At 60.2% G+C, this 23,407-nt stretch carries 19 protein-coding genes; 18 read left to right on the top strand and 1 reads right to left on the bottom strand.

Annotated elements, in window-relative coordinates; genetic code table 11:
• The 16 genes from rseP (at position 1) to ispD (ending at position 20,069) form a co-directional block, all read left to right on the top strand.
• Entirely contained in the window at positions 1-1,353 is a 1,353-nt protein-coding gene (rseP, locus tag NTD80_RS18170; protein WP_262134472.1) for a sigma E protease regulator RseP, read from the top strand.
• A gap of 74 nt (positions 1,354-1,427) precedes the next feature.
• Positions 1,428-3,815: an outer membrane protein assembly factor BamA gene (bamA, locus tag NTD80_RS18165; protein ID WP_065903080.1), complete on the top strand. Its 2,388-nt coding sequence runs from the start codon at positions 1,428-1,430 to the stop codon at positions 3,813-3,815.
• A gap of 45 nt (positions 3,816-3,860) precedes the next feature.
• The gene (locus NTD80_RS18160) at positions 3,861-4,364 is read left to right on the top strand and encodes an OmpH family outer membrane protein (RefSeq protein WP_003172279.1); all 504 of its coding nucleotides are present in this window, start codon (positions 3,861-3,863) and stop codon (positions 4,362-4,364) included.
• 3 nt (positions 4,365-4,367) lie between these two features.
• The gene (lpxD, locus tag NTD80_RS18155; RefSeq protein WP_262134471.1) at positions 4,368-5,423 is read left to right on the top strand and encodes a UDP-3-O-(3-hydroxymyristoyl)glucosamine N-acyltransferase; all 1,056 of its coding nucleotides are present in this window, start codon (positions 4,368-4,370) and stop codon (positions 5,421-5,423) included.
• A 111-nt stretch (positions 5,424-5,534) separates the two neighbouring features.
• Positions 5,535-5,975, top strand: a complete 441-nt coding sequence (fabZ, locus tag NTD80_RS18150) for a 3-hydroxyacyl-ACP dehydratase FabZ (protein WP_003172281.1) — start codon at positions 5,535-5,537, stop codon at positions 5,973-5,975.
• Positions 5,972-6,748 (top strand): acyl-ACP--UDP-N-acetylglucosamine O-acyltransferase, encoded by a 777-nt coding sequence (gene lpxA, locus NTD80_RS18145; RefSeq protein WP_065903075.1) that lies wholly within the window; start codon positions 5,972-5,974, stop codon positions 6,746-6,748. The genes fabZ and lpxA overlap by 4 nt, the downstream gene beginning before the upstream one ends.
• Positions 6,749-6,750: 2 nt before the next feature.
• Entirely contained in the window at positions 6,751-7,890 is a 1,140-nt protein-coding gene (gene lpxB, locus NTD80_RS18140) for a lipid-A-disaccharide synthase (RefSeq protein ID WP_262134470.1), read from the top strand.
• Positions 7,887-8,519, top strand: coding sequence for a ribonuclease HII (gene rnhB / locus NTD80_RS18135; protein WP_065903072.1), 633 nt, complete (start codon positions 7,887-7,889; stop codon positions 8,517-8,519). Before lpxB ends, rnhB begins: the two co-directional genes overlap by 4 nt.
• Positions 8,520-8,595: 76 nt before the next feature.
• Entirely contained in the window at positions 8,596-12,117 is a 3,522-nt protein-coding gene (gene dnaE, locus NTD80_RS18130; protein WP_065903070.1) for a DNA polymerase III subunit alpha, read from the top strand.
• Between the two features lie 129 nt (positions 12,118-12,246).
• Positions 12,247-13,194: an acetyl-CoA carboxylase carboxyltransferase subunit alpha gene (locus NTD80_RS18125; protein WP_003172288.1), complete on the top strand. Its 948-nt coding sequence runs from the start codon at positions 12,247-12,249 to the stop codon at positions 13,192-13,194.
• 192 nt (positions 13,195-13,386) lie between these two features.
• A complete protein-coding gene (tilS, locus tag NTD80_RS18120) occupies positions 13,387-14,706 on the top strand; it encodes a tRNA lysidine(34) synthetase TilS (protein ID WP_262134469.1) in 1,320 nt (439 codons plus the stop codon).
• Positions 14,707-14,979: 273 nt separating this feature from the next.
• Positions 14,980-16,611, top strand: coding sequence for a CTP synthase (locus tag NTD80_RS18115; RefSeq protein ID WP_065903062.1), 1,632 nt, complete (start codon positions 14,980-14,982; stop codon positions 16,609-16,611).
• Between the two features lie 5 nt (positions 16,612-16,616).
• Complete coding sequence (gene kdsA / locus NTD80_RS18110) at positions 16,617-17,462, top strand: 3-deoxy-8-phosphooctulonate synthase (protein ID WP_106804954.1); 846 nt, start codon at positions 16,617-16,619, stop codon at positions 17,460-17,462.
• Positions 17,463-17,625: 163 nt separating this feature from the next.
• Positions 17,626-18,915, top strand: coding sequence for a phosphopyruvate hydratase (eno, locus tag NTD80_RS18105; RefSeq protein ID WP_065903054.1), 1,290 nt, complete (start codon positions 17,626-17,628; stop codon positions 18,913-18,915).
• A 171-nt stretch (positions 18,916-19,086) separates the two neighbouring features.
• The gene (gene ftsB, locus NTD80_RS18100) at positions 19,087-19,365 is read left to right on the top strand and encodes a cell division protein FtsB (protein WP_003172294.1); all 279 of its coding nucleotides are present in this window, start codon (positions 19,087-19,089) and stop codon (positions 19,363-19,365) included.
• On the top strand, positions 19,362-20,069 hold the full coding sequence (gene ispD, locus NTD80_RS18095) for a 2-C-methyl-D-erythritol 4-phosphate cytidylyltransferase (protein WP_262134468.1): 708 nt from the start codon (positions 19,362-19,364) through the stop codon (positions 20,067-20,069). The genes ftsB and ispD overlap by 4 nt, the downstream gene beginning before the upstream one ends.
• 270 nt (positions 20,070-20,339) lie before the next feature.
• Here ispD and NTD80_RS18090 read toward each other — a convergent pair whose 3' ends face one another.
• A complete protein-coding gene (locus NTD80_RS18090; protein WP_065903049.1) occupies positions 20,340-21,236 on the bottom strand; it encodes a LysR substrate-binding domain-containing protein in 897 nt (298 codons plus the stop codon).
• A gap of 109 nt (positions 21,237-21,345) precedes the next feature.
• Here NTD80_RS18090 and NTD80_RS18085 point away from each other — a divergent pair, with 109 nt between their 5' ends.
• The gene (locus NTD80_RS18085) at positions 21,346-22,458 is read left to right on the top strand and encodes an S-(hydroxymethyl)glutathione dehydrogenase/class III alcohol dehydrogenase (RefSeq protein WP_010212435.1); all 1,113 of its coding nucleotides are present in this window, start codon (positions 21,346-21,348) and stop codon (positions 22,456-22,458) included.
• An 88-nt stretch (positions 22,459-22,546) separates the two neighbouring features.
• Complete coding sequence (gene fghA / locus NTD80_RS18080) at positions 22,547-23,392, top strand: S-formylglutathione hydrolase (RefSeq protein WP_410017419.1); 846 nt, start codon at positions 22,547-22,549, stop codon at positions 23,390-23,392.
• Positions 23,393-23,407: the final 15 nt, after the last annotated feature.

Genomic DNA, 23,407 nt, shown 5'->3' with positions numbered 1-23,407 from the left:
ATGAGTGCGCTTTACATGATTGTCGGCACCCTGGTTGCTCTGGGTGTGCTGGTTACCTTCCACGAATTCGGCCACTTCTGGGTGGCACGTCGTTGCGGCGTCAAGGTATTGCGCTTTTCCGTCGGTTTCGGCATGCCGCTGTTGCGCTGGCATGACCGTCGCGGCACCGAGTTTGTGATTGCGGCCATCCCCTTGGGTGGCTACGTCAAGATGCTCGATGAGCGCGAAGGTGAAGTGCCGGCTGATCAACTGGACCAGTCCTTTAACCGCAAGACCGTTCGTCAGCGTATTGCGATTGTTGCCGCGGGACCGATCGCCAACTTCCTGCTGGCGATGGTGTTCTTCTGGGTGCTGGCCATGCTCGGCAGCCAGCAGGTGCGCCCGGTCATCGGCGCGGTCGAGGCCGATAGCATGGCGGCCAAGGCCGGCCTGGTCGCAGGGCAAGAAATTGTATCCATTGATGGCGAGCCCACCACGGGGTGGGGCGCGGTCAATTTACAGTTGGTTCGTCGCCTGGGTGAGAGCGGTACCGTCAATGTGTTGGTGCGCGAGCAGGATTCCACGACCGAAACCCCGCGTACGCTGGCCCTTGACCATTGGCTGAAGGGGGCGGACGAGCCTGATCCGATCAAATCCCTGGGTATCCGTCCGTGGCGCCCGGCGCTGCCGCCGGTGCTCGCCGAGCTGGACCCGAAAGGTCCGGCCCAGGCCGCCGGGTTGAAAACCGGTGATCGCCTGTTGGCCCTCGATGGCCAGGCATTGGGCGACTGGCAGCAAGTGGTCGACCTGGTTCGTGTACGGCCTGATACCAAAATTGTGCTGAAAGTTGAGCGCGACGGTGCTCAAATCGACATCCCTGTCACCCTGGCGGTGCGCGGGGAAGCCAAGGCGGCCGGGGGTTACCTGGGTGCCGGGGTGAAAGGTGTAGAGTGGCCGCCATCGATGGTGCGCGAGGTCAGTTTCGGGCCGTTGGCAGCAATTGGCGAGGGCGCTCGACGCACCTGGACCATGAGTGTGCTGACCCTCGAATCCCTCAAGAAAATGTTGTTCGGCGAGCTCTCGGTAAAAAACTTGAGTGGACCGATAACCATTGCTAAAGTGGCGGGCGCTTCTGCCCAGTCGGGTGTCGCGGATTTCCTGAATTTCCTGGCTTATCTGAGTATTAGCCTGGGTGTTCTGAATTTGCTGCCCATTCCAGTATTGGATGGGGGGCATCTGTTGTTTTATCTGGTCGAGTGGGCGCGTGGTCGTCCCTTGTCGGATCGGGTGCAGGGTTGGGGGATACAGATCGGTATCAGTTTGGTGGTCGGGGTGATGTTGTTAGCCTTGGTCAACGATCTGGGTCGTCTGTAACGCTTCGCTGAATTGCGAATCTGCCGCATTTTGCGGCAGTTTGTTTATTGCCAGTTGGAATAAGAAAGGACTTCATGAAACGTCTGCTGCTAACTGCGGTTCTCACCGTATTGATGATCGCCGAAGTTCACGCCGAGTCCTTCACCATCTCCGATATTCGCGTCAACGGCCTCCAGCGGGTTTCCGCGGGTAGCGTCTTTGGTGCCTTGCCGTTGAACGTTGGGGAACAGGCTGATGACCGTCGCCTGGTGGAATCCACTCGTGCGCTGTTCAAAACCGGTTTCTTTCAAGACATCCAACTGGGTCGCGAAGGCAACGTCCTGGTCATCACTGTCGTCGAGCGACCTTCCGTCGCCAGTATCGAGATCGAAGGCAACAAAGCGATCTCCACTGAAGACCTGATGAAGGGCCTCAAGCAATCCGGCCTGGCCGAGGGCGAGATCTTCCAGCGCGCCACCCTTGAGGGTGTGCGTAACGAGCTGCAACGCCAGTACGTTGCCCAGGGCCGCTACTCCGCGACCGTGGAAACCGAAGTGGTCCCGCAACCTCGTAACCGTGTCGGCCTCAAGGTCAACATCAACGAAGGTACCGTGGCGGCGATTCAGCACATCAACGTGGTGGGCAATACCAAGTTCGCTGATGACGACCTGATCGACCTGTTCGAACTCAAGACCACCAACTGGTTGTCGTTCTTCAAGAACGACGACAAGTACGCACGTGAAAAACTCTCCGGTGACCTGGAGCGTCTGCGCTCCTACTACCTGGACCGTGGCTATATCAACATGGATATCGCTTCGACCCAGGTGTCCATCACTCCGGACAAGAAGCACGTCTACATCACCGTCAACGTCAACGAAGGCGAGAAGTACAAGGTTCGTGACGTGAAGCTCAGCGGCGACCTGAAAGTCCCTGAAGACCAGGTCAAGGCGCTGTTGCTGGTGCAGAAGGATCAGGTGTTCTCGCGCAAGCTGATGACCACCACCTCCGAACTGATCACCCGCCGCCTCGGTAACGAAGGCTATACCTTCGCCAACGTCAACGGCGTGCCGACCCCGCACGATGATGACCACACCGTGGACATCACCTTCGTTGTCGACCCGGGCAAGCGTGCCTACGTGAACCGCATCAACTTCCGTGGCAACACCAAGTCTGCGGACGAAGTGCTGCGTCGTGAAATGCGTCAGATGGAAGGTGGCTGGGCGTCGACTTACCTGATCGACCAGTCCAAGACCCGTCTTGAGCGCCTGGGCTTCTTCAAGGAAGTCAACGTCGAGACCCCGGCCGTACCGGGCGTGGATGACCAGGTTGACGTGAACTACGCCGTGGAAGAGCAGGCGTCGGGTTCCATCACCGCCAGCGTTGGTTTCGCACAGAGCGCCGGCCTGATCCTCGGTGGTTCGATCACCCAGAACAACTTCCTCGGTACCGGTAACAAAGTTTCCATCGGCCTGACCCGCAGCGAATACCAGAGCCGCTATAACTTCGGTTATGTCGACCCCTACTGGACTGCCGACGGTGTGAGCCTGGGCTACAACGCCTTCTACCGCACCACCGACTACAAAGACCTCGACGTTGACGTAGCAAGCTATGCGATCGACAGCCTGGGTGTGGGCGCCAACATTGGCTACCCGATCAGCGAAACGTCGCGCCTGACCTTTGGCCTGACCGCGCAACAGGATGAGATCAAGACCGGTGTGTACACCGTGGACGAGATCTTCGACTTTACCCGTCGCGAAGGTGACAAGTTCCTGAACTTCAAAGCGTCCGCCGGCTGGTCCGAGTCGACCCTGAACAAAGGTGTGCTGGCGACCCGTGGTCACTCCCAGAGCCTGACCCTGGAAACCACGACGCCGGGCAGCGACCTGTCGTTCTTCAAGCTCGACTACCGCGGCCAGTTGTTCCAGCCGTTGAGCGATAACTACACCATGCGCCTGCACACTGAGCTGGGCTATGGCGATGGTTATGGTTCGACCAATGGCTTGCCGTTCTATGAGAACTACTATGCTGGTGGTTTCAACTCGGTACGTGGCTTCAAGGACAGCACCCTGGGTCCTCGTGGTACGCCAAGCCGTGGTGTGGGTGTAACCGGTAACCAAGGCACTGTGGCGGATTCGGACAACGACCCGCTGCCGTTCGGTGGTAACGTTTTGATTCAGGGTGGTGCGGAGATTCTGTTCCCGCTGCCATTCGTGAAGGATCAGCGTTCGCTGCGTACTTCGGTCTTCTGGGACGTGGGTAACGTGTTCGACTCCAAGTGCGAGCAGATCCGTAACCCAAGCGGCGTGAAGTCCGAAACCCAATGCAACGACGTGAGCCTCAGCAACCTGGCAAGCTCCGTGGGTGTGGGTGTGACCTGGGTGACTGCGCTTGGCCCATTGAGCTTTGCTCTGGCCATGCCGATCAAGAAACCGGATAACGCTGAAACCCAGATTTTCCAATTCTCCCTCGGCCAGACGTTCTAAGCGTCTGACCCAAGATAACGACAACGGATTCTGTAGGAGTACATCGTGCGTAAGTTGACTCAATTGGTTCTGCTGGCCACCGTGCTGGTAACCACCCCGGCCTTCGCCGAAATGAAAATCGCCGTCCTGAACTATCAGATGGCTCTGTTGGAATCCGATGCGGCCAAGAAGTACGCCGTGGATGCCGAGAAGAAATTCGGTCCGCAACTGACCAAGCTCAAGACCCTGGAAAGCAGTGCCAAGGGCATCCAGGATCGCCTGGTAGCCGGTGGCGACAAGATGCAGCAGGGCGAGCGCGAGCGCCTGGAGCTTGAATTCAAGCAAAAGGCCCGTGACTACCAGTTCCAGTCCAAGGAGCTGAACGAAGCCAAGGCAGTTGCCGACCGCGAAATGCTCAAGCAGCTGAAGCCGAAACTGGACAGCGCTGTGGAAGAAGTCATCAAGAAAGGTGCATTTGACCTGGTGTTCGAGCGTGGCGCTGTCATCGACGTCAAGCCTCAATACGACATCACCCGTCAGGTGATCGAGCGCATGAACCAGCTGAAGTAAGCCATGACCGCGACTATCAAGCTCGGCGAGTTGGCCGAGTTCCTGGGGGCCACTTTGCGTGGCTCCAAGGAGAAAGAAATCACTGGGCTAGCCACCTTGCAGGAGGCTGGCCCAGCTCAGTTGAGCTTCCTCGCAAATCCCCAATACCGTAAATACCTCGTCGATAGCCAGGCTGCAGCCGTGTTGCTCAAAGCCGCTGACGCCGAAGGGTTTGCCGGGGATGCGCTGGTGGTGGCCGACCCGTACCTGGCTTATGCACGGGTATCGCACCTGTTCGACCCGAAACCCAAGGCTGGCGCCGGTATTCATCCCTCGGCGGTCATCGCCGATGATGCGCAGGTTGACCCTGCTGCCAGCGTCGGCGCGTTTGCGGTGATCGAGAGCGGTGCACGCATTGCGGCGGGTGTGACTGTCGGTGCGCATTGCTTTATCGGCGCACGCTGCGAAATCGGTGCCGATGGCTGGCTGGCACCCCGCGTGACCCTGTACCACGATGTGCGTATCGGCGAGCGTGTGGTCATCCAGTCGGGTGCCGTGATCGGCGGTGAAGGTTTTGGCTTTGCCAATTCCAAAGGTGTCTGGAACAAGATTGCCCAGGTCGGCGGCGTATTGATCGGCGACGACGTGGAAATCGGTGTCAACACCGCTGTCGATCGCGGGGCCTTGGCCGATACCGTGATCGGTAACGGCGTGAAGCTCGATAACCAGATCCAGATCGCCCACAACGTCCAGATTGGCGATCACACCGCCATGGCGGCGTGTGTAGGCATCTCCGGCAGCACCAAAATCGGCAAGCATTGCATGCTCGCCGGTGGCGTGGGGTTGGTGGGGCATATCGATATTTGCGACAACGTATTCATCACCGGCATGACCATGGTGACCCACTCGATTACCGAGCCGGGTGCCTATTCTTCCGGTACCGCCATGCAGCCTGCAGCTGAATGGCGCAAGAGTGCAGCACGGTTGAGGCAGCTCGACGACATGGCTCGACGCCTCAAACAGCTGGAAAAGCGTGTTGGAGACGTGACCCCTGGCGGTAATGCTTCATCAGAAGGCTGATACCATTTCCATATCAAGTGTGCACAGCCGCTAGACTGCCTCCTTGATTTGCTAGCGGGGCGTGCTTTTAGTTCGCCCGCCCCCAATCTTTATTACAGGCTTCCCCCCGAAATGATGGACATCAACGAGATTCGCGAATACCTGCCTCACCGTTACCCGTTCCTGCTGGTGGACCGCGTAGTGGACCTCAATGTTGAGGAAAAGCGCATTCGTGCCTACAAGAATGTCAGCATCAACGAACCGTTCTTCAATGGTCACTTTCCTGCGCATCCCATCATGCCGGGCGTGTTGATCATCGAAGCGATGGCCCAGGCTGCCGGTATCCTTGGTTTCAAAATGCTCGACCTCAAGCCTGCCGATGGCACGCTTTACTATTTCGTGGGCTCCGACAAGTTGCGTTTCCGCAACCCGGTTACCCCGGGTGACCAGTTGATCCTGGAAGCCAAGTTCATCAGCTGCAAGCGCCAGATCTGGAAGTTCGAATGCCAGGCTTCGGTGGATGGCAAGCCGGTGTGCTCCGCTGAGATCATCTGTGCGGAACGCAAACTATGAGTTTGATTGACCCTCGCGCAATCATCGATCCGTCGGCCGTGCTGGCCGCCGACGTTGAGGTCGGCCCTTGGTCGATCATCGGCGCAGGTGTGGAAATCGGCGAGGGGACTGTCATCGGGCCGCACGTGATCCTCAAGGGTCCGACCCGCATTGGCAAACACAACCGCATCTACCAGTTCTCCTCGGTAGGCGAAGACACCCCGGACATGAAGTACAAGGGTGAAGAAACACGCCTGGTAATCGGTGATCACAACATCATCCGTGAAGGTGTAACCATTCACCGTGGCACCGTGCAGGATCGTGCCGAGACCACGCTGGGTGATCACAACCTGGTCATGGCCTATGCCCATATCGGCCATGACAGCGTGATCGGCAACCACTGCATCCTGGTCAACAACACTGCCTTGGCTGGCCATGTGCACGTTGACGACTGGGCCATCCTGTCCGGTTTTACCCTGGTGCATCAGTACTGCCATATCGGCGCCCACAGCTTTTCCGGCATGGGTACCGCAATCGGCAAGGACGTACCGGCGTTTGTCACGGTATTCGGCAACCCGGCCGAAGCCCGCAGCATGAATTTCGAAGGCATGCGCCGTCGGGGTTTCAGCGAAGAGGCGATCCACGCCCTGCGCCGTGCCTACAAGGTGGTTTATCGTCAGGGGCTGACGGTGGACCAGGCGTTGATCCAACTGGCCGAGTCGGCAGCGTTGTTCCCGGAAGTCGCGGTGTTTCGCGACTCGATCCAGGCGTCGACTCGCGGCATCACCCGCTGATCATGGCCACTCTGCGTATCGCGCTGGTGGCCGGAGAAGCCTCCGGCGACATTTTGGGCGCAGGTCTGATGCGGGCGCTCAAGGCCCAGCATCCAGCGGTGGAGTTCATCGGCGTCGGCGGCCCGCTGATGCAGGCTGAAGGGCTCACGTCCTACTTCCCCATGGAGCGCCTGTCGGTCATGGGGCTGGTTGAGGTGCTGGGTCGCCTGCGCGAGCTGTTGGCCCGCCGCAAGCTGCTGATCCAGACCCTGATCGAAGAAAATCCTGACGTCTTCATCGGCATCGACGCACCGGATTTCACCCTCAACATCGAACTCAAGTTGCGCCAGGCCGGGATCAAGACCGTGCATTACGTCAGCCCATCCGTCTGGGCGTGGCGGCAGAAGCGTGTGCTGAAAATCCGTGAAGGCTGTGACCTGATGTTGACCCTGCTGCCGTTCGAGGCCAGGTTCTACGAAGAGAAGGGGGTGCCGGTGAGGTTTGTCGGGCATACCCTGGCGGACACCATTCCCTTGCAGGCTGACCGCGCGGCTGCGCGTGCCGAGCTGGGCCTGCCCGACGGCCCGCTGGTGGCGCTGATGCCGGGCAGCCGTGGCGGCGAAGTCGGCCGTTTGGCCTCGGTGTTTTTTGATGCCGCCGAGCGCCTGCAGGCCTTGAAGCCGGGCGTACGTTTCGTGCTGCCGTGCGCCAGCCCGCAGCGTCGCGCGCAGATCGAAACCTTGCTGGAAGGTCGTAACCTGCCATTGACCTTGCTCGACGGTCAGTCGCACCTGGCTCTCGCGGCCTGCGACGCGGTATTGATCGCCTCGGGCACCGCGACACTGGAAGCCTTGCTGTACAAGCGCCCGATGGTTGTGGCCTACCGCCTTGCGCCGCTGACGTTCTGGATTCTCAAGCGCATGGTCAAGAGCCCTTACATCTCCTTGCCCAACCTGCTGGCCCAGCGCCTGCTGGTGCCGGAGTTGTTGCAGGACGATGCTACGCCCGAGGCCCTCGCGCAAACTCTACTACCCTTGATCGACGGCGGCGAAGAACAGACCCGTGGTTTCGACGACATCCACCGCACCCTGCGCCGGGATGCCTCGAACCAGGCGGCTGACGCCGTGTTGAGCTTGATCGGCCACAAACAGGAAGTTTTATGAGCACGCAAATGGGCCTGGATTTCAGCCTGGTTGCCGAAGCCCACGCACTCGTGGCCGGCGTTGACGAAGTCGGACGCGGCCCGCTGTGCGGCGCGGTGGTGACGGCGGCGGTGATCCTCGACCCGAACCGCCCGATCCTGGGCCTCAACGACTCGAAGAAGCTCACCGAAGCACGCCGTGAAAAGCTCTACGACGAGATCTGTGAAAAAGCCCTGAGCTGGCATATCGCCCGGGCCGAAGTCGAAGAAATCGACGAATTGAATATCCTCCACGCCACCATGCTGGCCATGCAGCGTGCGGTGGAAGGCCTGCACATCACGCCGAAAATGGCGATGATCGACGGCAACCGTTGCCCCAAGCTGGCCATGCCGTCCGAGGCGGTGGTCAAGGGCGATAGCAAGGTGCCGGCCATTGCCGCCGCTTCGATCCTGGCCAAAGTCAGTCGCGACCGTGAAATGGCTGCGTTTGAATTGATCTATCCCGGCTACGGCATCGGTGGGCACAAGGGCTATCCGACGCCCGTTCATCTGGAAGCCCTGGCACGCCTGGGTCCTACCCCGATCCACCGCCGCTCGTTCGCCCCGGTGCGCCAGGCCTACGAGCTGCGCGAGAGCCTCAGCGAGGTTTAGTCGCGAGGCTGATGTTTTTGCCAAGGCCCGGTACAATCCGGGCCTTGTTGTTTTCATGTATCAAGACAGGATCACTATGCCGGCTTCATTCGTTCATCTACGCCTGCACACTGAATACTCCCTGGTCGACGGCCTGGTACGGATCAAACCGCTGGTCAAAACCCTGGTGGGCATGAATATGCCTGCGGTCGCGGTGACCGATCAGAACAACATGTGTTCCCTGGTCAAGTTCTACAAGAACGCCATGGGCGCCGGGATCAAGCCGATCTGCGGCGCCGACCTGTGGCTGTCCAACAAAGACCCCGATAACCCCCTGAGCCGCATCAGCCTGTTGGCGATGAACGGCGTCGGTTATCGCAACCTCACCGAATTGATTTCCCGTGGCTTTATCGACGGTCAGCGCAACGGCTCGATCATCATCGAGCGCGAATGGGTCGCCGAGGCCAGCGAAGGCCTGATCATGCTGTCGGCCGCCAAAGAAGGCGAGATCGGCATCGCGCTGTTGGGCGGCAACCCGCACGAAGCCGAAGTATTGGCGAGTGAGTGGATGCAGGTCTTTCCGGGGCGCTTCTATCTGGAGGTGCAGCGCACCAACCGCCCCAACGATGAAGAGCATCTGCACGCCGCCGTGGCCCTCGCCGACAAGCTGGGTGCGCCGCTGGTGGCGACCAACGATGTGCGCTTCATCAAGAAAGAAGATTTCGAGGCCCACGAAACCCGCGTGTGCATCGGCGAAGGCCGGGCCCTGGATGACCCGCGCCGCTCCAAGAACTACAGCGAAGAGCAGTACCTCAAAAGCGCGGATGAAATGGCCGAGCTGTTCAGTGACCTGCCCGAGGCCCTGGAAAACTCCGTCGAAATCGCCAAGCGCTGCAATATCGAAGTGAAGCTGGGCAAGCACTTCCTGCCCAACTTCCCGATTCCCGATGGCATGACCATCGATGAATACTTTCGCAAGGTGTCGTTTGACGGCCTGGAGGAGCGCCTCAGCGTCCTGCTGCCCAAGGACACCACCGAAGACTATGAGGCCAAGCGCCAGGTCTACGTTGATCGGCTGAATTTCGAGCTGGATATCATCATCCAGATGGGGTTCCCCGGTTACTTCCTGATCGTGATGGACTTCATCCAGTGGGCCAAGAACAACGGCGTACCGGTCGGTCCTGGCCGGGGGTCAGGTGCTGGCTCGCTGGTGGCCTATGTGCAGAAGATCACCGACCTCGACCCGCTGGAATATGACCTGCTGTTCGAGCGCTTCCTCAACCCGGAACGGGTCTCCATGCCCGACTTCGACGTCGACTTCTGCATGGACGGTCGCGACCGCGTGATCGAATACGTGGCCGAGAAGTACGGCCGCAACGCCGTGAGCCAGATCATCACCTTCGGTTCGATGGCGGCCAAGGCGGTAATCCGCGACGTGGCACGGGTGCAGGGCAAGTCCTACGGCCTGGCAGACCGCCTGTCGAAAATGATTCCGTTCGAAGTCGGCATGACCCTGGAGAAGGCTTACGAGCAGGAAGAAATCCTGCGCGACTTCATCAAGGTCGATGAAGAAGCTGCCGAAATCTGGGACATGGCGCGCAAGCTTGAAGGTGTGGTGCGTAACGTCGGTAAACACGCCGGTGGTGTGGTTATCGCGCCGACCAAGCTGACCGACTTTTCGCCGATCTATTGCGACGAAGAAGGCGATGGCCTGGTGACCCAGTTCGACAAGGACGACGTGGAGGCTGCCGGCCTGGTGAAGTTCGACTTCCTCGGCCTGCGGACCCTGACGATCATCGACTGGGCGCTCAAGACCATCAACCGCGACCGTGCCAAGGTCGGTGAAGAACCGCTGGATATCGCCTTTATCCCGCTGGACGACAAACCGACGTACACGCTGTTGCAAAAAGCTGAAACCACAGCGGTGTTCCAGCTTGAATCGCGTGGCATGAAAGAGCTGATCAAAAAGCTCAAGCCCGACTGCCTGGAAGACTTGATCGCACTGGTGGCCCTGTTCCGTCCGGGCCCGTTGCAATCGGGCATGGTGGATGACTTCATCAACCGTAAGCACGGGCGTGCCGAGCTGGCGTACCCGCACTCCGACTACCAGTACGAAGGCCTCAAGCCCGTATTGGCGCCGACCTACGGCATCATCCTGTATCAAGAACAGGTGATGCAGATTGCCCAGGTCATGGCCGGTTACACCCTCGGTGGCGCGGACATGCTGCGTCGAGCCATGGGTAAGAAAAAACCCGAGGAAATGGCCAAGCAGCGCGGCGGTTTCATTGAAGGTTGCGCCACCAACAATATCGACGCTGACCTCGCCGGTAACATCTTCGACCTGGTGGAAAAATTCGCCGGTTACGGTTTCAACAAATCCCACTCCGCCGCGTACGGCCTGGTGTCGTACCAGACCGCCTGGCTGAAAGCCCACTACCCGGCGCCGTTCATGGCTGCGGTACTCTCGGCGGATATGCACAACACCGACAAGGTCGTGACCTTGATCGAGGAAGTGCGCACCATGAAGCTGCGCCTCGACGCGCCGGACGTGAACGCCTCGGAATTCAAGTTCACGGTGAACGACGAAGGCCGCATCATCTATGGTCTCGGCGCGATCAAGGGCGTCGGCGAAGGCCCGGTGGAAGCCATCACCGAAGCCCGCCAGGACGGCCCGTTCAAGGACCTGTTCGACTTCTGCGCACGGGTGGACCTCAAGCGCATCAACAAGCGCACCCTCGACGGCTTGATCCGCAGCGGTGCGCTGGACCGCCTCGGCCCGTACTTCCATGACGAGCCGAAGGCCTACCAGGCGAACATCGACCGCAACCGCGCAGTGCTGCTCACCGCCATGGAAGAGGCGATCAAGGCTGCCGAACAGACCGCCCGCACCCACGACAGCGGTCACGCCGACCTGTTTGGCGGGCTGTTCGTCGAGGAAGACGCGGATGTGTACGGCAACCATCGCAAGGCCAAGGAGCTGACCCTCAAGGAGCGCCTCAAGGGTGAGAAAGACACCTTGGGCCTGTACCTCACCGGTCACCCGATTGATGAGTACGAAGGCGAGATTCGCCGTTTCGCCCGCCAGCGCATCATCGACCTGAAGCCGGCGCGGGATACCCAGACCGTCGCCGGCATGATCATCGCCCTGCGCGTGATGAAAAACAAAAAGGGCGACAAGATGGGCTTTATCACCCTCGACGACCGCTCTGGCCGGATCGAGGCGTCGCTGTTTGCCGACGCCTTCCATTCCGCGCAGTCGCTGCTGCAGACCGATGCCATGGTGGTCGTGGAAGGGGAGGTCAGCAACGACGACTTCTCCGGCGGCCTGCGCCTGCGGATCAAGCGTGTGATGAGCATGGAGGATGCGCGTACCAATCTGGCCGAAAGCCTGCGCCTGAAGGTGAAAACCGAGGCACTCAAGGGCGATCAGCTACGCTGGTTGGGCGACCTGCTCAAGCGCCACCGTGGTGCGTGCCCGGTGACCATGGAGTACACCGGCAATGACGCCAAGGCGATGCTGCAGTTTGGTGAGACCTGGCGAATTGATCCCGCTGATGGCTTGATTCAAGCATTGCGTGACCAGTTCGGGCGAGACAACGTCTTCCTCCAATACCGTTGACGGTCAGATATGTCTGATCACGACTAAACATTTAATCTCGACCTAAACGCGCCTCTCCCTTAAGGTAGGGCGCGAATAGACAACCGGCTGGCCAGGCACTCCCTGGCCGTCGACCCAAGACGGACGCTTATGAACCCGAATTTTCTTGATTTCGAACAGCCGATCGCTGACCTGCAAGCCAAGATTGAAGAACTGCGCCTGGTCGGCAATGACAATTCGCTGAACATCGGCGATGAGATCGCTCGCCTGCAAGACAAGAGCAGCACGCTCACCGAAGACATCTTCGGCAAGCTGACCAGCTGGCAGATCGCGCGCCTGGCTCGCCACCCGCGCCGTCCATACACCCTGGACTACATCCAGCACATCTTCACCGAGTTCGACGAGCTGCACGGCGACCGCCACTTCTCCGACGACGCGGCCATCGTTGGCGGTATTGCCCGCCTGGACGATCAGCCAGTGATGGTGATCGGTCACCAGAAAGGCCGTGAAGTGCGCGAGAAGGTCCGTCGCAACTTCGGCATGCCGCGTCCGGAAGGCTACCGCAAGGCGTGCCGCCTGATGGAAATGGCCGAACGTTTCAAGATGCCGATCCTGACCTTCATCGACACCCCGGGTGCTTACCCAGGTATCGACGCTGAAGAGCGCAACCAGAGCGAAGCGATCGCCTGGAACCTGCGAGTGATGTCCCGTCTGAAAACCCCGATCATCGCCACCGTGATTGGTGAAGGTGGTTCCGGCGGTGCACTGGCCATTGGCGTCTGCGATCAGCTGAACATGCTGCAATACTCGACCTACGCGGTGATCTCGCCGGAAGGTTGCGCCTCGATCCTGTGGAAAACCGCCGAAAAGGCGCCGGACGCTGCTGAAGCCATGGGCATCACCGCCGATCGCCTCAAAGGCCTGGGTATCGTGGACAAAGTCATCGCCGAGCCTTTGGGCGGTGCCCACCGTGACCCGGCCGCGGCTGCCGCGACCATTCGTGCCGAACTGGGCTCGCAACTGGCGATGCTCAAGAAGCTGGATAACGAAGCGCTGCTGGCTCGTCGCTATGAGCGCCTGATGAGCTACGGCCTCTAAGCACGACGCAGTACTCAATGTGGGGGCTGGCTTGTGTGGGAGCTGGCTTGCCTGCGATAGCATCAATTCGGTGTCACTGATGACCCGAGTTGCCTGTGTCGCGGGCAAGCCCGGTTCCCACGCAAGCTCGCTCCCACATTTGCTTTGTGTATGCTTGGCGGACGTATTCCAGATTGGCGGCGGTAATGTGTGATGAAACCAACTCTACCCGCCCAACTCCTGCAAGCCCTTGCCCCGTGGCGCAATGCCCCGGCCTGGCACGTCGCATTCTCGGGTGGCCTTGATTCCACTGTCCTGCTGCACCTCCTGGCCACGCTGGCCAACACTGACCACCTCCCGCCACTGAGCGCGATCCATGTCCACCATGGCCTGCAAGCTGCCGCCGACGCGTGGCCTGTTCACTGCCAGTCGGTATGCGATAGCCTGGGCGTTCCCCTGCGTGTGATGCGCGTGCAGGTGCAACCCGGTGCCAGCCTGGAGCGCGCCGCCCGAGACGCGCGTTACCAGGCGTTTACCGAGGTGACGGGGGCAGGGCAGGTGATGCTCACCGGCCAGCATCGTGACGATCAGGCTGAAACCCTGCTGTTTCGCCTGTTGCGTGGCGCCGGGGTGCGCGGGTTGGCGGCAATGCCGGTACAGCGGCCATTGGCAGGTGGCTATCTGGTGCGGCCATTGCTGCATGTTTCGCGTGAAGAGCTGGAAGCCTACGCCCGCGTGCATCAACTCAGGTGGATCGAAGACCCGTCCAACGCCGATCCACGCTTCTCTCGCAACTACCTTCGTCATCATGTGTTGCCGGTGCTTGCGCAGCGCTGGCCTCAGGCCGTAGCCAGCCTTGCGCGCACGGCCGAGCACCTGAGTGAAGCCCAGGGCCTGCTCGATGAGCTGGCACACATGGATCTGCGCACCGCCGATCAGCCGTCCCCCTTTGCCTGGCTGCCATTACCGTCGCTGGCGCTTGCGCCGCTGTGTGAGCTGTCCGACGCTCGTCAGCGCAACGCCCTGCGGCATTGGCTGACTCCGCTTACGCGCTTGCCCGACAGCGACCATTGGGCCAGCTGGCTTTCCCTGCGGGATGCCAAGGACGACGCACAGCCTGTGTGGCGCCTGGCTGACGGTGAGCTGCACCGTTGCCGTGGGCGCATCTGGTGGCTGCCTGCCGTTTGGTCGGAATTTTCCGACGCATTGGTGAGCTGGCCTGATCCGCAATACCCACTAGAGTTACCCGGCAATGGTCGGCTGAGTGTTACCGGCAATGCGCCTGCAGGCCCTTTGGTTGTCCGTTATCGCCAGGGCGGTGAAATCGTCGAAGTGCCAGGTCGAGGCCGGCGTGACTTGAAGCGCCTGCTTAATGAAAGTGGGCTGCCGGGTTTCGTCCGTGGCAGATTGCCGCTGCTCTATCAGGGCGAGCAATTGCTGGGTGTGCCCAGCCTTGCGGGACTCTGGCCAGCAACGCGCGAACGCTGGCAATTGCATTGGGTGCCACAGACCTGCGATCAAGGTTTGAGCTGATAGAGCCTTTCCGGTAGACTACGCTCCCTTCTTGATACAACTTCTGTGGATTCGCCTGAATCGCAGCAGTTGCCGATTACCAAGCAGTCTTTGCTGGGCGATTCCAAAAAATGTGTAGCGATCAACGTACCGGTGTTTCATTGCTGGTCTGTCACAACGCGGCGGTTTTTTTGAAAGGTGCACTGTGATTAATGCAGGTGATCGGGGGCTTCGGCCTTCCTTCGCTTTCCCCGGCGGCTCGGACCGCTTTAACGCAGACTTCTAGGGTTTTTCATGACGCGCTACATATTCGTCACGGGCGGTGTTGTTTCTTCATTGGGGAAAGGCATTGCCTCCGCTTCATTGGCGGCCATCCTGGAGGCGCGGGGACTTAAGGTCACCATGCTCAAGCTGGACCCGTACATCAACGTCGACCCGGGCACCATGAGCCCGTTCCAGCACGGTGAAGTGTTCGTCACCCACGACGGCGCCGAGACTGACCTGGACCTGGGCCACTACGAGCGGTTCATCCGCACGACCATGACCCAGAACAACAACTTCACCACCGGCCGTGTCTACGAGCACGTGCTGCGCAAGGAGCGCCGTGGTGACTACCTGGGTGCAACCATCCAGGTGATCCCGCACATCACCGACGAAATCAAGCGCCGCATCATCAAGGGTGCAGGCGACGCGGACGTGGCGATGGTCGAGATCGGTGGCACCGTGGGTGACATCGAGTCCCAACCGTTCCTCGAAGCCATCCGCCAGTTGCGTTTCGAAGTCGGCGCCAAGCGCGCGATGCTGATGCACCTGACACTGGTGCCTTACATCGCCACCGCCGGCGAAACCAAAACCAAGCCCACCCAGCACTCGGTCAAGGAACTGCGTTCCATCGGCCTGCAGCCGGACGTGCTGGTGTGCCGCTCCGATCACCCGATCGACATCTCCTCGCGTCGCAAGATCGCGCAATTCACCAACGTTGAAGAGCGTGCGGTAATTGCCCTGGAAGACGCCGACACCATCTACAAGATCCCGGGCATCCTGCACTCGCAAGGCCTGGATGATTTTGTGGTCGAGCGTTTCGGCCTGCAGTGCGGCGGTGCCGACCTGTCCGAGTGGGAAGCCGTGGTCGACGCCAAGCTCAACCCTGAGCATGAAGTCACCATCGCCATGGTCGGCAAGTACATGGAACTGCTGGACGCGTACAAGTCGCTGATCGAAGCGATGAGCCACGCCGGCATCAGCAACCGGACCAAGGTCAACCTGCGCTACATCGATTCCGAAGACATCGAGAACCAGGGCACCGCGCTGCTCGAAGGGGTTGACGCGATCCTCGTACCGGGCGGTTTCGGCCTGCGTGGCGTGGAAGGCAAGATCACCGCCGTGCAGTACGCCCGTGAGAACAAAGTGCCGTACCTGGGTATCTGCCTGGGCATGCAAGTGGCCGTCATCGAGTTCGCCCGTAACGTGCTGGGCTGGAAAGACGCCAACTCCACCGAGTTCGACAGCAAGAGCGGCCACCCGGTCGTGGGCCTGATCACCGAGTGGGAAGATGCCACCGGTGCCGTCGAGACCCGCACCGAAGCCTCCGACCTGGGCGGCACCATGCGCCTTGGCGCGCAAGACTGCCTGCTGGAGCCGGGCTCGCTGGTCCACGACTGCTACGGCAAGGACGTGATCGTCGAGCGTCACCGTCACCGCTACGAAGTGAACAACAACCTGCTGCCGCAAATCAAAGAAGCTGGCCTGAAGATCTCCGGTCGCTCCGGTGATGGCGCGCTGGTTGAAGTGGTCGAGGCACCGGATCATCCGTGGTTCGTGGCTTGCCAGTTCCACCCTGAGTTCACCTCGACGCCGCGCGACGGTCACCCGTTGTTCAGCGGTTTCGTCAAAGCAGCACTGACGCAACATCAGAAGAAGGCGTAACCCTGATGGCCCAGAAGATCATTCGCGTAGGCGATATCGAGATTGCCAACGACAAGCCCATGGTGCTGTTCGGCGGCATGAACGTGCTGGAAAGCCGCGACATGGCGATGCAGGTCTGTGAAGAGTACGTACGCGTCACCCAGAAACTGGGGATCCCGTATGTGTTCAAGGCCAGCTTCGACAAGGCCAACCGTTCGTCCGTGACCTCCTATCGCGGCCCGGGCCTTGAAGAAGGCATGCGGATCTTCCAGGACATCAAGCAAGCCTTCGGCGTGCCGATCATCACCGACGTCCACGAGCCCGAGCAGGCTGCCGTGGTCGCCGAGGTGTGCGACATCATCCAGTTGCCGGCCTTCCTGTCGCGCCAGACCGACCTCGTGGTCGCCATGGCCAAGACCGGCGCTGTGATCAATATCAAGAAAGCCCAGTTCCTCGCACCCCAGGAAATGAAACACATCCTGAACAAGTGCGTGGAAGCGGGTAACGACCAGTTGATCCTCTGCGAGCGTGGTTCGAGCTTCGGCTACAACAACCTCGTGGTGGACATGCTCGGTTTCGGCATCATGAAACAGTTCGAATACCCGGTGTTCTTCGACGTGACCCACGCGCTGCAAATGCCGGGTGGCCGCGCCGATTCCGCTGGCGGGCGTCGTGCCCAGGTATTGGACCTGGCCAAGGCGGGCATCAGCCAGTCCCTGGCGGGCCTGTTCCTGGAAGCCCACCCGGACCCGGACAACGCCAAGTGCGACGGCCCCTGCGCCCTGCGCCTGGACAAGCTGGAGCCGTTCCTGGCCCAGCTCAAGCAGATGGACGAACTGGTCAAGAGTTTTCCTGTCGTCGAAACCGCGTAAGATCACGATCCCTGTGCAGGAGCCGGCTTGCCGGCGATGGCGCCCTCAAGCCTTGCGGCGATGCAACGGACCGCATCGCCGGCAAGCCGGCTCCTGCAATGTGCACCACAAGTTAAATCGAGCGGTATAGAGCGTTTTCGTCAACTTTGGAGTGTTTACAACAATGGCAAAAATCGTCGACATCAAAGGTCGTGAAGTTCTCGACTCCCGTGGCAACCCCACCGTCGAAGCCGACGTGCTTCTCGATAACGGCATCATCGGCAGCGCCTGCGCGCCGTCCGGTGCTTCCACCGGTTCGCGCGAAGCGCTGGAACTGCGTGATGGCGACAAGAGCCGTTACCTGGGCAAGGGTGTACTCAAGGCCGTAGCCAATATCAACGGCCCGATCCGTGACCTGTTGCTGGGCAAGGACCCGCTGGACCAGAAAGCCCTGGACCACGCGATGATCAAGCTCGACGGCACTGAAAACAAAGGCAGCCTGGGCGCCAACGCCATCCTCGCGGTGTCCCTGGCAGCTGCCAAGGCCGCGGCCCAGGACCAGGATCTGCCGCTGTACGCCCACATCGCCAACCTGAACGGTACGCCGGGTGTCTACTCGATGCCGGTCCCGATGATGAACATCATCAACGGCGGCGAACACGCCGATAACAACGTCGACATCCAGGAATTCATGGTGCAGCCGGTGGGCGCCAAGTCGTTCTCCGAAGGCCTGCGCATGGGCACCGAGATTTTCCATCACCTGAAGGCTGTACTGAAGGCCCGTGGCCTCAGCACTGCTGTGGGTGACGAAGGTGGTTTCGCGCCGAACCTGGCGTCTAACGAAGATGCACTGAAAGTGATCTCCGAAGCGGTGGCCAACGCTGGCTACACATTGGGCACCGACGTGACCCTGGCCCTGGACTGCGCGGCCAGCGAGTTCTACGAGGACGGTAAATACAACCTGTCCGGTGAAGGCCACGTGTTCACCTCCGAAGGTTTTGCCGACTACCTCAAGGGCCTGACCGAGCGCTACCCGATCATCTCGATCGAAGACGGCCTGGATGAGTCCGACTGGGCTGGCTGGAAAGTCCTCACCGACAAGATCGGCGAGAAAATCCAACTGGTGGGCGACGACCTGTTCGTGACCAACACCAAGATCCTGAAAGAAGGCATCGACAAAAAGATCGCCAACTCGATCCTGATCAAGTTCAACCAGATCGGCACCCTGACCGAAACCCTGGAAGCCATCCAGATGGCCAAGGCTGCGGGCTACACCGCCGTGATCTCCCACCGCTCCGGCGAAACCGAAGACTCGACCATTGCCGACCTGGCCGTGGGCACCTCGGCGGGCCAGATCAAGACCGGTTCCCTGTGCCGTTCCGACCGCGTTTCCAAGTACAACCAATTGCTGCGTATCGAAGAGCAACTGGGCGGCAAAGCCAAATACAACGGTCGCAGCGAGTTTCGCGGCTGATTGTTAAATGGTAAAAAGTCCGCGGATTGCGTCGGAAAAATCACGACAGTGTGAATTTCGACGCTAATCTGATGACTATCTAGCACAAGCCTGGTTCTTCCAGGCTTCGTGCTATCAGTTGCTGCAAAAGTTTTGCATGGCGGTCTTTTTTCACTGGATACCCGATATTCGATGCGCAGTCCCAATTGGTTGTTCCTCGTCTTGCTCTTGTTGCTGGCTGGCCTGCAGTACCGCCTATGGGTGGGTAATGGCAGCTTTGCGCAGGTAAAAGACCTGACGCAGCAAATTGCCGACCAGCATGCCGAGAACGAGCGTCTGCTGGAGCGTAACCGCGTCCTCGATGCCGAAGTGCTTGAGTTGAAAAAAGGCACCGAGACCGTGGAAGAGCGCGCGCGTCACGAGCTGGGCATGGTCAAGGAGGGCGAAACCCTCTACCAGTTGGCCCAATGAGTCACCGTTTGCCGGCCTTCTGGGCCGTGATACCTGCCGCGGGCATCGGTGCCCGTATGGCTGCGGACCGTCCCAAGCAATATCTGCAACTGGGCGGGCGCACTATTCTCGAACACAGCCTCGGCTGTTTCCTTGACCACCCTACGCTCAAGGGCCTGGTGGTCAGTCTTGCTGTTGATGATCCCTATTGGCCCAGCCTGGCGTGTGCCACTGACCCGCGCATCCAGCGTGCGGACGGCGGTTCGGAGCGCTCGGGGTCGGTGCTCAATGCATTGCTGCATCTGAATGCGCTGGGCGCCGGCGACGAGGATTGGGTATTGGTGCACGATGCGGCGCGACCCAACCTGAGCCGCGATGATCTCGACAAACTCCTGGCGGAACTGGCGGACGACCCGGTGGGTGGCCTGCTCGCCGTGCCGGCCCGCGACACCCTCAAGCGCGTCGACAAACACGGACGGGTGCAGGAGACCGTGGATCGCAGCCTGATCTGGCAAGCGTACACCCCGCAGATGTTCCGCCTCGGGGCTTTGCACCGCGCGTTGGCTGACAGCCTGGTGGCGGATGCGGTGATCACCGACGAAGCGTCGGCCATGGAGTGGGCCGGTCAGGCCCCCCGGCTGATCGAAGGGCGCTCGGACAATATCAAAGTGACCCGGCCGGAAGATCTGGAGTGGTTGCGCTTGCGGTGGGCGAATCGGCGCTAGTCGGTGATATGTGGGAGCTGGCTTGCCTGCGAAGAGGCCGGCACCAACAGCCCAGCATTACCGGCTCCTATATTCAATCTCCATATGCCCAGGGGCTAAGCCTCACCCCAATCCCCTGTGGCAGCTGCCTTGCTCGCGAAGGCGGTGTGTCAGTTGATGCATTCGGTGGCTGACCCACCGTCGTCGCAGGCTAGCCGGCTCCCGCAGGATAAACGCGGTCAATGTGGGAGCTGGCTTGCCTGCGAAGAGGCCGGCACCAACTGCCCAGCATTACCGGCTGTATTCCGGCCGCTCAGCCAACCCTTCCTTCAAGAAATCCACTAATTTCCTTACCTTCGGCGACAAGTGCCGTTGCTGCGGATACAGCGCCCACACCGCTGTATTCGGCGGCTGATGAGCCTCCAGCAGTGACACCAGCGCGCCGCTGTGCAAGTGCTCCAGGACGTAATAATCCGGCAACTGGCACAAGCCAACGCCTTGCAAGGCCGCGTCCAACACCGCTTGCCCACTGTTGCAGCGCCAATTGCCCTGCACCCGCTGGGAAAATTCGCGCCCGTCCTGGGCCAGTTGCCAGATATCCGAGCTGCCGATCAGGCAGTTGTGCCGGCTCAATTCCGACAAACTATGTGGCCGACCATACCGGGCGAGGTAGGACGGTGACGCGCACAGGTACATGCGCCGGGGAGCGAGGCGGCTGGCGACCATGCGTGAATCCTGCAAGCGCCCCAGGCGAATCGCCAGGTCCAGGCCCTCATGCACCAGGTCGAGCTGGCGATTGGTCAATTCGATATCTACCCGCAACTGCGGATACAGCGCCATGAACCGCGTCACCAACGGCACGATAAAGCGCTCGCCGTAGGCCACGGCGCAGGTCATGCGCAACATGCCCTTGGGCTCGCTGGTCAGGTCGCCCACGGCGCGCAGCGCTTCCTCGCGGCCATCCTGCAGGCGTTGGCAATGTTGCAGGAAAGTCTGGCCGGCCTCAGTCAGCGTCACTTTGCGCGTGCTGCGATAGAGCAAACGCGTCTGCAGGCGTTCTTCCAGGCGTGCCACTTGCCGGCTGATATGCGACGACGACACGCCCAGCCGCTCGGCTGCCGCAGTGAATTGGCTGCACTCGGCGACGGCGACGAACTCATCGATGCCTTCCCAGCGGTTTTCCAGCATGGCGATTATCCCTGTACAGCAATAAAGTTTTGCTTTCGCCTGGATTATTAATCAGAGAGCCATGTTTTACACTCACCGTCTCAGTTTTTAACCCGATGGAGAATCCCGGATGATCAAGTCCCGTGCCGCCGTAGCCTTCGAAGCCAAGAAGCCCCTTGAGATCGTTGAAGTGGATGTGGCCATGCCCAAGGCGGGCGAGGTGCTGTTGCGGGTGGTTGCGTCCGGTGTATGCCATACCGATGCCTACACCCTGTCGGGCGCCGACCCTGAAGGTATCTTCCCGTCGATTCTGGGCCATGAAGGCGGTGCGGTCGTTGAAGCGATCGGCGAGGGCGTGACCTCGGTGGCCGTCGGCGATCACGTGATCCCGCTGTACACCCCGGAATGCGGCAAGTGCAAATTTTGCCTGTCGGGCAAGACCAACCTGTGCCAGGCCATTCGCTCCACTCAGGGCAAAGGCTTGATGCCTGATGGCACCACGCGCTTTTCCTACAAGGGTCAGCCGATTTTCCACTACATGGGTACCTCGACATTCTCCGAGTACACCGTGCTGCCGGAAATTTCCGTGGCAAAAATTCCTAAAGAAGCCCCATTGGAAAAAGTCTGCCTGCTCGGCTGTGGCGTCACCACGGGGATCGGTGCAGTGATCAACACCGCCAAGGTAAAGCCGGGCGACACCGTGGCCATCTTCGGTCTCGGCGGGATCGGCCTGTCGGCGGTGATCGGCGCGGTGAAGGCCAAGGCGGGTCGTATCATTGCCATCGATATCAACCCGGCCAAGTTTGAAATCGCCAAGCAACTGGGCGCCACCGACTGCATCAACCCGAAAGACTACGATCGCCCGATCCAGGACGTGATTGTCGATTTGACTGACGGCGGCGTGGACTTTTCCTTCGAGTGCATCGGCAATGTGCAACTGATGCGCGCCGCCCTCGAGTGCTGCCACAAAGGCTGGGGCGAGTCGGTGATCATCGGCGTCGCCGGTGCTGGCCAGGAAATCGCCACGCGCCCCTTCCAACTGGTGACCGGGCGCGTCTGGCGCGGTTCGGCCTTCGGTGGCGTGCGTGGTCGCAGCGAATTGCCAAGCTATGTGGAAATGGCCCAGACCGGCGAAATCCCGCTGGATACCTTCATCACCCACACCATGGGCCTGGAAGACATCAACAAGGCGTTTGACCTGATGCACGAAGGCAAGAGCATTCGTACCGTCATCCACTTCTGAAGCAGCGGCAAGCTACAAGCGACAAGCTGAAAGTGAGCACGCCTTACTTGCAGCTGATTGCTTGCCGCTTGCAGCTGGGAGCATTGTCATGACCCTGGAAAACATCTCATGCCAGAAGAGTTTTGGTGGCTGGCATAAACGCTACAAGCATCATTCCGATGTGCTCGATTGCGACATGACTTTCGCCGTCTACCTGCCGCCGCAAGCGGAGCAGGGCGGCAAGTTGCCGGTGTTGTACTGGCTGTCCGGGCTGACCTGCACCGACGAAAACTTCATGCAGAAGGCCGGCGCCCAGCGCATGGCCGCCGAACTGGGATTGATCATCGTGGCGCCGGACACCAGTCCCCGTGGCCCCGGTGTACCAGGCGACCCGGATAACGCCTGGGATTTTGGCCTGGGCGCGGGTTTCTATCTGAATGCCACCCAGCAACCCTGGGCCAAGCACTATCGGATGCATGACTACGTGGTGCAGGAATTGCCGGCACTGGTCGAGGCTCATTTCCCCGCATCGGATAAACGCGGGATCAGCGGGCACTCCATGGGAGGGCATGGTGCGCTGGTGTGTGCCTTGCGCAACCCCGGGCGTTACCTGTCGGTGTCGGCATTTTCGCCGATCAACAACCCGATGGATTGCCCCTGGGGTCAGAAAGCCTTCTCCCGTTACCTGGGCGAAGAGCGCTCGAAATGGCGTGAATGGGATGCCTGCGTGCTGATCAGCGAAGCCTCGCAGAAGCTGCCGCTGCTGGTAGACCAGGGCGACCGCGACGATTTCCTCGCCGTGCAGCTCAAGCCGGAAGCCTTGCAGCAAGCGGCCAGGGCCGCCAACCATCCGCTGGAACTGCGCCTGCAGCCCGGCTATGACCACAGCTACTTCTTTATCGCCAGCTTCATCGAAGACCATTTGCGACACCATGGTCGTGCTTTGCTCGGTTAATGTGAGGCAAAAGTA

This window comes from Pseudomonas sp. 13B_2.1_Bac1, assembly GCF_025466155.1.
Lineage (GTDB): Bacteria > Pseudomonadota > Gammaproteobacteria > Pseudomonadales > Pseudomonadaceae > Aquipseudomonas > Aquipseudomonas aylmerensis.
The sequence above is the reverse complement of the archived record's forward strand: the minus strand, read 5'-3'. Positions and strand labels throughout refer to the sequence as shown.